Here is an 11,324-nt window from a genome sequence, read left to right on the forward strand (position 1 = left end):
TATTTTTAACTAGAATTTAAGTTTTGTCTGAATCGTAGCTATAGTATCCATAGCTACCATATGAATAATAATTTGAAGCCTTGCGAGTGACACCGTTGATAATCGCTCCTTTAATTTCAACGCCATTTTGGTAGAGCCGCTGTACACAAACCTCAACCTCTTTGGCGGTATTAACATCGAAGCGAGCGACAAGGAAGCTAGTACCTACATGCCTCCCAATAATGGCAGCATCAGTCACGGCTAAAATAGGTGGGGTATCTATAATAATGATGCTATATATATTTTTTGCCCATTCTAAAAGTTCATCAAATCGTTCATGCATCAACAGTTCGGCTGGATTCGGTGGAATAATACCTCTAGATATGAAATCAAGAAGAGGTACGTCTGTTTTGCGAGTAGCTTTATCTTTATCTAACTGACCTGAAAGTATATCAGATAGTCCAGTATTCGCGTCTGTATTAAATATTTCATGCATATATCCCTTACGCATGTCGCCATCAATAATTAGCGTTTTCTGTCCACTCATTGCAATTACTGCAGCTAGGTTTGTACTAACAAACGACTTACCAATTCCAGGGCTTGCTCCAGTAACCATTATTACATTATTTTTGGCTTCCAACATAGCAAAATGGAGTGTTGTGCGGAGACTTCTAATTGCTTCTATAGCGAGGTCTGCAGGATTACCTACAGCAAGCAATGAGGTACTTCTTGTATTACTTTTCCGCCTCTTATATTTTAATGCTAAATCCGTATCTTTTTTCTTTTGCCATTCGGATAATGGTATGCTGGCATAAACACTAATTCCAATATTTTCCAATTGCTCTGCATTCTCTATTCCTTTATGTAGCAAAGTATTTATAACTACAATAACAACAGAAACGAAAGCGCCAATAGCTAAAGATAATACTAGTAAAATAATTTTTTGAGGTTTTACTGGTTTTGGTTGAGTCATTGCATCATCAACAATCCTTACATTGCCAACAGTGCTAGCCTTGTTAATTCCCAGTTCTTGCTGCTTATTGAGCAATTGCATATAAACTTCTTGCCCGACTTTAACATCTCGTGTTAAGCGCAGTATTTCTTGTTGAGTTCTAGGTAGTGAACTTATTTTCGAATTTAACTTTTCTTTTTCTTTTTCTAATGTCTGTCTTTTTTCTATTAATGATTTATAAGCTGGGTGCTCTTTTGTATAGAGCTTAGAGATTTCTGACTCTTTAAACGTTAACTCGTTAAGCTGTGAGTCTAACATTACCATTGAGTCTAGTGCCGACTTTGCTTCTAATGATAAGTCTACTGATTCATTTTGCTGTCTGAATCCATTTAATTTACTTTCAGCATTATCTAGTTGAACTCGGACTATTGGCAATTGTTCCTTTAAAAAAATAAGGCTCTTTTCTGCTTCCGCTGACTTTCTCTCCACATTCTGACGTAAGTAGTCCTCGGTAATCGAGTTCAGAATTTCTTTTATTTTTTAGGGTCTTCCCCTATTAGGCTTAATGATAATACGCCTGTATCTTTTCCTTTATCACTAATATCTAATCGATCAAGAAGATCATTGACAACCTTAATTTTCGAGTTTTTAGTAATTGTGAAAGAAGTTCCGATAGGTGCATCTATTTTATCAACTTTTACTGTAACTCCATTTTTATCAACTAGTTGCCCTGCTTTTCCGACTATTTTTATATCATCTGACTCAAGAGTAAAAGCATTATCACTCGTTATAACTAGCTCAAAAGGCTGCTCCATTTTTTCATCTGGAACAGAAAATTGAGAAACTAATATTTCACCTGGTATTTTTTTTGGAGTCTTGCAAATCCCTTTCCAAAAACTGGAAAATAACTCTGATTGACTTCTATCTCTAAGCCAAGTTTATCAATCGTTCTACCCAGGACCATCCTAGAGCGTATTAACTCAATTTCCGCAGCAGAAGGGGTTGGGTACTAGGCAATATTTCTGACAAATTATTTAGTAATGTACTACCAGAATTTTGTTCAACTTGAACTATTGCATCAGCACGGTAAATTGGCGAGCTAAATAGAATATAAACCACCCCTGCAAGCATAAATAATGACATAACACTGCAAATTAACCAACGATTGTCTAACAACCGGCCTAGCAGCATTCCAAAATCAATCTCATCCTTTTTCTCTGAGGAGTTCGGCGAGGTTCGTATTTTCTCTGACATTGTAATCCTTGATTAACGATTTAATATTTCTGCCCATTTCTGAGCTGAACTATTAAGGATGCTATAAACAAATTCAAAAGCCTCCATGCTCTGCCGGTATGGATCCGCAACCTCTTGTTGGTTCCAATGTCCATATAACATAATCTTACCGCGAGCTTCCGGTGCTATATTGCAAATCATTTCAATATGCACTTTTTCCATAACCAGTATTAGATCATACTCATGGCACATTTTGGCGGTCAATTGGACAGCCTGATGCCCTTCCAACGATAATGAGTTTTGTTTTGCAACTAAATTTGCTGAACTGTCTGCTGGTTTCCCAACTAAAGCCATAATTCCAGCCGACGCAATTTTCTTTGTTGGCAATAATTTTTGCATCAGTCGTTCACCTATTGGTGAGCGGCATATGTTACCAACACAAACTACCAATATTGAATTAAACATTTTATGGCCACGTTCTAATATAGCGAATTGTTTCTGTCATATCATGGACACCTGTAATTGTAGGCACTAATTGACTCACAACACGATTCCATCTGACCAGAGGAGCTGCGGTTACAAAAACAATATCATAGGGTTGCAGTTGGAACTCAGTTCCCATAACTAACGCCGCTGCATCAGAGGTGTTTAATTGATAAATATTTGCCAGTTTGTTGCCTTCACTACCACGTAATGAGCGAATAACGAACACCCCGGTTGCATCAGACATCGCTTGATCCATCCCCTCAGCATTACCCAATGCCTCAGTTAACGTCATACCACTGCGATCCATCCGTAGGGTTGTCTGCTTTTTAACCTCCCCCATAACAAAGACTTTCAAGCCATCGTTACGTGGGATATAGAGAATATCGCCGGGATAAAGCAAATGGTTCTGTGATAAATCGCCATTCTGCATTAATGCCTGCAGGGAAATGCGGTTTTCTTTGCCATTATGCGTCAAAATCACATTGCGCCAGTCTGCATTCTCGGTTAATCCACCAGCGCTGTTGATCGCATCCAAAACGGTAAGAGGCACATTTGTTATAGCCTGTTTACCTGAGGTTGCAACCTCTCCTGTAACATAGACTTTCTGAGAGCGGAAAGCAGCGATGCTGACGTCAACCTGTGGCGATTCAATATACTGGGCCAAACGAGACATGATGACAGAGCGGATTTCAGTGATTGTTTTACCAGCAACTTTCACTTTGCCAATGTAAGGATAGAAGATTGTGCCATCAGAATTTACCCAGTTACCCGTATCGCTTGCACTACGATACTGCCCTGCGGGGGTTGTCAGTTCTGGGTGATCCCATACGGTTACCATCAGAACATCACCAACACCAATACGGTATTCGTAGTTCTCAAGTTCCGTTTCCAGCGCTTTATTCTGCTGAGCAACTACCGGTGTTGGTCGCATTTTTTCGATCAACTTCGGGGTCATCGGGTAGATGTTAACTAGCTTATCAAGATTAAAATCTGCGTCGGACTGCTTTACAACATCCTTGCCTGAAGTCGAGAGGTGCGAGCCCGGCACCACAGTGCATCCAGTGATAAAACTTGCAGAAATCAGTAGTGGTATCAGCTTAAATGTAACTTTTATCATCAAATTTTTCACTATTATGAGAAAATGCTATCCAATCTTAAATTTGAGCATTATAAACAGAAAACGGCTCCGCAAGGAGCCAAGAACGCCACTAAACAGACGGTTAATCATTTGTTTGATGGCGAGCTTCCGATTTCGCTCATCCCTGACTTATGGCTTGATCTTCGTATCCATGTCAAAATTCTCCAAACCCGGGTAATAGACCAAAAATAAGCTGCAAAAACAACCAAAAACATCCCCAGCATTAATAACTCTGGCACGCCCAGCCGGTCACAAATGACACCAATTGCCGCTAATAAAGCTGAAAATGCAACGATGGCCAAAAGTGTCTGGCGCGGCCCCAGGCCTGATCTCATCAATATATGATGAAGATGTTCGCGATCTGGCTTGAAAGGACTATCACCTCTGCGGATCCTACGCACCATGATGGTTGCCATATCCATCAATGGTACCGCAATCACCCACAGCGCAGATACTGGCCGCATCACAGCTTTATCACCTTGAGTGGCTAAAACCAGTAACCAAATAACGGTAAAACCTATTAGCGTGCTGCCCGCATCCCCCATAAACACTTTATATCGCTTACCCATAGGGATGCCAAGATTCAGCATGATGTATGGCAATGATGCGACAAGCAAGCACAGGCACCATTTTGAAAGCTCTGAATTACCGCCCAGCTCAAACACCACAGAAAGTGCACCAAAAGTAACGCATGACAGCGCACCGAGTAACCCATCAATACCATCAACCATATTGAACGCATTGATAGCTCCCCATACCGCAAACAGGGTTACCGAATAGCCGAATACACCTAGCACCAGTTCACTACCAGCAGCAACATGCCCTAAGCTGGCCAAATACAAACCAGACCACATCATCACACCGGCGACCAAAGCCTGAATACCAACCCTGGGCAACACGGGTAAATCAAACCGATCGTCTAACACCCCAACCACTAATAAAATTGTGGCGCAGATCATATAAAGGGTGAATTGAGGCATCCAATCTGGATGCAATGCATAAAGTACCCACAAAGCCAAATATATCGATACCCCTCCTACCAATGGGATATGTCCACTGTGCTTTTTACGAGCGCTTGGTTTGTCCACCAAACCAATTTGAAAAGCTAGCTTTCTTGCCCCTAATAGCACAAGGAATGCCCCAATGAAAACCACAATCAACTCTTGCATATATTCACCATAATCAAGAAGTTGCAACCCCAATCAGAATCGCACAAATACGTATTGCTCTTGACTTACCAACTACCGTTGTAATGCATTGCTATACAGTAAATCTTTTAGGTGCAGCTATGCTTACTTGATGAAGGTACCCTTGCCGACATGTCAAACCAGTTTGCTGCTAATTCAAAAATTCGCATATCGCCATACAAAATCGTTACTAATATCAAATTATGATGGCAAGATTCTTATACTGTTAGCCAGGCGAAACAAGTCTTAGATAGGTTATGAAAACCTTTTCAGAAAAAGACTATTCTCTGGGCTTGAGGACTTAGCTGCCAGCCTAAGGAAGAGAACATATCTTATTGATATTCACTATCATTTTTAGAAAATTGAAATGCTGGAATTTTTTAGTCTATTCAAAATGCCCGTATCAGCTAGCCAATATGGCTATTGACATAATTTCCTTACTAAAACGAGGAAGCCCTACCAAAATTAATAAAGCGCGGTTTTTAATAGCTAGAGCGATTAAATGAGGAACAATGAACTTTCGAACTCTGACAGTGGAATATCTAAATATGCTAAGTACCGTTATCAATAATAAAAAATATATTTTTATTATTAAATCAAGAAAATAATCTCTGTAATTTAATAACTGAACTACAATGTTTAGGAATTTAATAGATTAGATAATAAAGAACTCATTAATCGTAGGACTGCAGTTAATTATTATCACAGTCCTACGTAGACTATTTATTATTCGTGCTTTACGTGCACTAATATCACAACTTCAACTGCTCCGCCCACTCGCGGAATGCCTTGCCCTGCGTCGGGTGGCGCAGGCCATAGGTGACAAATGCACGCAGGTAACCCAGTTTTTCGCCACAGTTAAAGGATTCGCCCACCAATTCCATCGCTTCTACAGGTTTGTGCTTTAACAATTCCGCAATGGCATCGGTTAGCTGAATACGGCCCCAGGCACCTGGCTGGGTTTTCTCCAAAATCGGCCAGATATCGGCAGAAAGCACATAACGGCCCACAGCAGAATAGTTTGATTTCAGTTGGACTTCCCTGCTCGGCTTCTCAATTATTGATGTCATGCGCGAGCTTTCACCCGGTTGCAGGCTGTTGGTCTCACATTCAACCACTGAGTAGTCATAAAGCACATGCTCATCCGCCGCCTGGACCAACACCTGGCTTTGGCCACTTTCTTCAAAACGGTCGATCATATGCTTCAGGTTGTCTTTATGCGGATCGGCCTTGGCATCATCCAGCAGAACATCTGGCAGTACCACGACAAAGGGTGAATCACCTACCAGCGGTTTGGCGCACAACACGGCATGCCCTAAACCTTTTGGTTGCCCCTGGCGGATATGCATCAAGGTAACACCTGGTGGGGTAATGGATTTCACTTCATCCAGCAACTGGCGCTTTACCCGCGCTTCGAGCATCGCTTCAAGCTCGTAAGAGGTGTCAAAATGGTTTTCAATCGCATTTTTGGAAGAGTGCGTTACCAGGATGATTTCATTGATCCCGGCAGCCACGCATTCGTTCACAATATATTGGATCAGTGGTTTATCAACGATCGGCAACATCTCTTTCGGGATGGCCTTGGTTGCAGGCAACATACGCATACCCAGGCCTGCAACAGGAATAACGGCTTTCAACTTCTTAGTCATGGTAGTCCTCAAAATCTTATGGTCGTACCAACATCGACGGCAATTACTTGCTGTTCAGGGTCTGTTTCATCCACTGGGTAAAACCTTCGCCTTCCGATGCATGGCGCAGGCCGTATTGCACAAAAGCCTTCATATAACCCAGCTTGTCGCCGCAGTCATGGGATTTACCACTCATATGGAAGGCTTCGACCGTTTCCTGATTCATCAGCATGGCTATCGCATCGGTCAGTTGGATTTCATCACCAGCACCTGGCGGAGTTTGCTCCAATAATGGCCAGATTTCAGCCGAAAGCACATAGCGCCCAACGACTGCCAGGTTGGAAGGAGCATCTTCCTGCGCTGGTTTTTCTACCACAGCGGTCATGGGCGTACTTTCGCCCGCCGTTAACGCCACACCACCGCAATCCACTACGCCGTATTTGGAGACATCCTGTTCTGGCACTGGCTCAACCATAATCTGGCTAAAACCGGTTTGCTCAAAGCGCTGGATCATTTTTGCCAGGTTTTCTTTACGCAGATCGGCGGTGGCATCATCCAGCAGCACATCTGGTAGCAACACAACAAAGGGTTCCTCCCCTACCATCGGTTTGGCACATAACACCGCATGACCAAGCCCTTTGGCCTGCCCCTGGCGCACCTGCATCACCGTGACATCCGGTGGGCAGATACTCTGCACTTCCGCCAGCAGTTGGCGCTTCACTCGGGCTTCCAGCAGGGCTTCCAGTTCAAACGAGGTATCAAAGTGGTTTTCAATCGCGTTTTTAGATGAATGTGTGACCAAAATGATATCTTTAATACCGGCCGCAACGCATTCGCCCACAATATATTGAATCAATGGCTTATCGACCACTGGCAGCATTTCTTTAGGAATAGCCTTAGTTGCGGGTAACATACGGGTACCCAAACCTGCCACTGGAATTACAGCTTTCAATCTTTTTTGCATAAATTTCTTCCACCAACAAATAACAAGTAAGTGTAACAGAGCTAAATAAAGTGGTTCGCTTAACACTTCAATGGTTTTTTTGCTGTTTATAATCAAAATGTTACGAACGCGTGGTTGCCATTTCGGCACGCTACCGCCCTTGGCTTGCAGCTACCAATGCACTGTAGACAATGTTTGACCTCACAGGCGTGTGATAACCATCTCGCTTGTAGATGACTGCGGGGCTCTGTTCAGAATTTTATGAGAGGCAAGTCACAAAAAAAGGGTAATGGCGACCATTTTGTGGCCAATAGGTGAACCTTGCTATCATTTAATATGGTGCCAAGATTCTTATACTATTAACCCGGTGAAACAAGCCTTAATAGAAGCGATAAAGCCTTTTCAGAATAAGACTACTAAAGGCATTCAGAAATACAGATTCTTCTCAATTAGCATCGCCATAACAAATTGATTATATCCAGAATTATCTTAGTGCGTATTTTCTGACTTGCCATAATTTTTGCATTTTTATGACCCCCGTGATGTGACCGCCCCCCTTACCAAGCTCAATTATTCAACTTACATTTATTCCATTGCCTCTGATGCAGATTTTGAGTTGAAATCGCCCCTCTCAGCGTCCATCATTCTCACTGCGGCATATGCCGTCGAACTGAAAGGTGAAATTGAGCGTATGGAATGGATCGCAGATCCAACAATTTGGGCCGGCTTGGCCACCCTGGTTGTACTGGAAATCGTACTGGGGATAGACAACCTGATATTTATCGCCATCCTGGCGGAAAAGTTACCAAAAAACAAAGAGATAAAGCCCGTGTTGTCGGCTTGCTGCTGGCGCTGCTGATGCGCTTGGGTCTGCTTGCCTCGATATCCTGGCTGGCTACCCTGACCAAACCTCTGTTTATCGTCGCGGAGCATTCCTTCAGTGGCCGTGACTTGATCATGCTGATTGGTGGTATTTTCCTGCTGTTTAAAGCCACCATGGAGCTTAACGAACGGCTGGAGGGTAAAGACGAAGAACAGCACGGGCCACGCAAAGGAGCGCGTTTCTGGCCGGTGGTGGCACAAATCGTGGTGCTGGATGCCGTCTTCTCGCTAGATTCGGTGATCACGGCGGTCGGGATGGTGGACCATCTGGCGGTAATGATGATTGCCGTGAGCATCGCTATTGGCCTGATGCTGCTGGCCAGCAAACCACTCACACGCTTTGTGAACGCTCACCCGACAATTGTCATTTTGTGTCTCAGCTTCTTGCTGATGATCGGTTTCAGCCTGGTGGCCGAAGGCTTCGGTTACTATATTCCGAAAGGGTATCTCTACGCTGCAATCGGTTTCTCGGTGATGATCGAAGCCCTGAACCAACTTGCCCAGTACAACCGCCGGCGTTTCCTTTCCAAGGTCCGGCCACTGCGTGAGCGTACCGCAGAGGCCGTGTTGCGCATGCTGAGCGGCAAGCACGAAGAAGCCGAGGTAGACAGCCACTCGGCCAGCCTGTTGGCCGATAGCGACAGTGAAAACGGCGAGATCTTTAACCAGCAGGAACGCAGTATGATCGAAAGGGTGCTGGGTATGGCACAGCGTACGGTCAGCAGTATCATGACCTCACGCCATGACGTGGAATACCTGGAGCTTAACGATCCGCAAGATAAGTTGACGCAACTGTTGGAGAAAAACCAGCACACCCGCATCGTGGTCACGGAAGATAGCGCCAGCGATGAACCGCTTGGGGTGATCCACACCATTGATGTGCTGAAACAGCAATTGCAGCAATCGCCGCTGGACTTGCGCGCTCTGGTGCGCCAGCCGCTGATCTTCCCGGAACAACTGACGTTGCTCTCGGCTCTGGAGCAGTTCCGCCAGGCCAAGACGCATTTTGCGTTTGTGGTTGATGAGTTTGGTTCGGTCGAAGGGGTGGTAACCTTGACGGATGTGATGGAAACCATCGCTGGTAACCTGCCAGAAGCAGATGAAGAGATCGATGCACGCCATGATATTCAGCAGACCGCCGAGGGTTGCTGGATTGCCAACGGCCATATGCCGCTGGAAGATTTAGTGCTGTATGTCCCCTTGCCGATAGAAGAAAAGCGGGAATATCATACCCTGGCCGGGTTACTGATGGAGCACTGCCAGCGCATTCCGCGCGAAGGTGAACAGTTCAAGATTGGCGACTATCTGTTTGAACCCTTGGAAATCAGTAGCCACCGCATCATGAAAGTAAAAATCACGCCGTTATTGGTGCCAAGCGAAGACGACTAAGACTATGCCGGGCAGCCGTAAGGCCTGCCCGGCGTTTCCTGTCAGTGTACCGGCACCAACAGTTCTGTCGCCACAATCACCACTACCAGCCCAACGATCACCGGTACCGAAGTGCGCTTCACCACTTCGAACGGCGAGATCTTCGCCATACCGGAAACCGCCACCACCACACCGGAAACCGGCGAAAGCGTACGGCCCAGGTTAGAAGCCTGCAGCATCGGGATCACCAGATAAGCCGGGTTAACCCCCATTTGTGCCGCCAGTTTCGGGATCAGCTCCACAAACGCATAGAACGGCGCATTACCAGAGCCGGTCGTCATGGCCGCCAGCATGGTGATCACCACCAGCACCAACATCATGATAATGCCACCGGTGCCAAACGACTGCGCCAGGCTAATCAGGCCGCTGATAAAGCCAACCGTGCTGAGCCCCTGAGCAAAAACGCCCGCCGCCACCAACAGCATCACCACGCTGGCAAACGCATCGGCCATGCCACGGTAAGCCACTTCCAAACCGGTGAATACCGTTTTGGCGTTAAAACTGCGGATGAACTCAATCACCGCCGCCAGGATCATGCAAATCACCAACACCGTAATGATATGCAACTCCGGCCCCCATTTGCCATCAAACACCAATACCCCAAGGATTGGGGTAAACGGCAGAATGGCGTAGAAGCCCGGCGCATTGGTGGTGATTTCACTCACATCCATAATATGGTGCTGTTCATTGGCTTTCTTGTCGAGATAGCGCTGCCAGAAGAAGTGGGCAATCGCCATACAGACAATGGCAGCAATGGAGATCGGCAGCGTGGTTTTAAAGGCAAAATCAACCAGTGGCATTTCAGCGGCCTTGGCCGCCAGCACCACGTCACCCGACGTCGGCGACAGGATAATCGCCGCCGGTGAGGCACAGATCGCGGCAGCAGCACCACGGCTGATACCCACGTTAACCATCAGTGGGAACAGCGTCGCCATCAACAGCACACCCAGCCCGGTTGCAGAGGACACGGCCAGTGACATCAGGCATGCCACGAAATAGGCAGCAATCATCAGCAAATACGGGGAGTTGATCATCTGCAGCGGACGGGAGGCCAGCTTGACCACCACGTCATTGGCACCAATGTGCGTCATATAAGCCGCAAAACCACACAGCATCATGATCATCATGCCGAGATCGCCGCCACGGCTCATCAGCAGGATCTTGACGTACTCGACAATATCCGTGGCACGCCACCCCGTCGACGTGGCGCTGGCAGGCAATACGTTTTTGCCCATTAATGCACTGACGGTAAGCAGCAGCAAACCGCCAACCATTAATACGCCCGTCGCGGAGTACCCTTTGATAATGTAACGGCCAACACCCACGGCCACTACGGCACCAATCAAAAGTTCTATCATATAGCCTCTACTTAATTATTTTATTTCACCGCAGCGCCATATGGCCGCCGAATGGGCCACACTCTGCCGAAAATCACTACTGAATATTATGACATTCATCAAAGTTGCGA

The 11,324-nt window shown here is 45.7% G+C and carries 6 protein-coding genes and 2 pseudogenes; 1 reads left to right on the forward strand and 7 read right to left on the reverse strand.

What is annotated here, in order from left to right; genetic code table 11:
• Positions 1–16: 16 nt before the first annotated feature.
• The 6 genes and pseudogenes from wzc to galU (ACQ86O_RS23170) form a co-directional block, all read right to left on the reverse strand.
• Positions 17–2,185 (reverse strand): annotated as a pseudogene (wzc, locus tag ACQ86O_RS23145) (tyrosine-protein kinase Wzc).
• 12 nt (positions 2,186–2,197) lie between these two features.
• Entirely contained in the window at positions 2,198–2,629 is a 432-nt protein-coding gene (locus ACQ86O_RS23150; protein WP_431223034.1) for a protein tyrosine phosphatase, read from the reverse strand.
• A 1-nt stretch (position 2,630) separates the two neighbouring features.
• Positions 2,631–3,767, reverse strand: coding sequence for a polysaccharide export protein (locus ACQ86O_RS23155; RefSeq protein ID WP_431223035.1), 1,137 nt, complete (start codon positions 3,765–3,767; stop codon positions 2,631–2,633).
• 107 nt (positions 3,768–3,874) lie between these two features.
• A complete protein-coding gene (gene wecA / locus ACQ86O_RS23160) occupies positions 3,875–4,957 on the reverse strand; it encodes a UDP-N-acetylglucosamine--undecaprenyl-phosphate N-acetylglucosaminephosphotransferase (protein ID WP_431223036.1) in 1,083 nt (360 codons plus the stop codon).
• 770 nt (positions 4,958–5,727) lie between these two features.
• Positions 5,728–6,624 carry a UTP--glucose-1-phosphate uridylyltransferase GalU gene (gene galU / locus ACQ86O_RS23165; RefSeq protein ID WP_431223037.1) on the reverse strand — a complete coding sequence of 299 codons (897 nt, stop codon included), beginning with the start codon at positions 6,622–6,624 and terminating at the stop codon, positions 5,728–5,730.
• A 43-nt stretch (positions 6,625–6,667) separates the two neighbouring features.
• Entirely contained in the window at positions 6,668–7,567 is a 900-nt protein-coding gene (gene galU / locus ACQ86O_RS23170; RefSeq protein WP_431223038.1) for a UTP--glucose-1-phosphate uridylyltransferase GalU, read from the reverse strand.
• A gap of 670 nt (positions 7,568–8,237) precedes the next feature.
• On the opposite strand from galU (ACQ86O_RS23170), the pseudogene ACQ86O_RS23175 reads away from it, so the two are divergent.
• Positions 8,238–9,817: pseudogene (locus ACQ86O_RS23175) on the forward strand (TerC family protein).
• A gap of 41 nt (positions 9,818–9,858) precedes the next feature.
• Here ACQ86O_RS23175 and dcuC read toward each other — a convergent pair.
• Positions 9,859–11,214, reverse strand: coding sequence for an anaerobic C4-dicarboxylate transporter DcuC (gene dcuC, locus ACQ86O_RS23180; protein WP_431223039.1), 1,356 nt, complete (start codon positions 11,212–11,214; stop codon positions 9,859–9,861).
• Positions 11,215–11,324 lie beyond the last annotated feature (110 nt).

The sequence above is a fragment of the Serratia sp. L9 genome (assembly GCF_050632285.1).
Lineage (GTDB): Bacteria > Pseudomonadota > Gammaproteobacteria > Enterobacterales > Enterobacteriaceae > Chania.

What these genes read in the sequence shown, in the direction of transcription:
- ACQ86O_RS23150 (WP_431223034.1), bottom strand. Translation starts at nt 2,629, where the DNA reads ATGTTTAATTCAATATTGGTAGTTTGTGTTGGTAACATATGCCGCTCA.
- ACQ86O_RS23155 (WP_431223035.1), bottom strand. Translation starts at nt 3,767, where the DNA reads ATGATAAAAGTTACATTTAAGCTGATACCACTACTGATTTCTGCAAGT.
- wecA (WP_431223036.1), bottom strand. Translation starts at nt 4,957, where the DNA reads ATGCAAGAGTTGATTGTGGTTTTCATTGGGGCATTCCTTGTGCTATTA.
- galU (WP_431223037.1), bottom strand. Translation starts at nt 6,624, where the DNA reads ATGACTAAGAAGTTGAAAGCCGTTATTCCTGTTGCAGGCCTGGGTATG.
- galU (WP_431223038.1), bottom strand. Translation starts at nt 7,567, where the DNA reads ATGCAAAAAAGATTGAAAGCTGTAATTCCAGTGGCAGGTTTGGGTACC.
- dcuC (WP_431223039.1), bottom strand. Translation starts at nt 11,214, where the DNA reads ATGATAGAACTTTTGATTGGTGCCGTAGTGGCCGTGGGTGTTGGCCGT.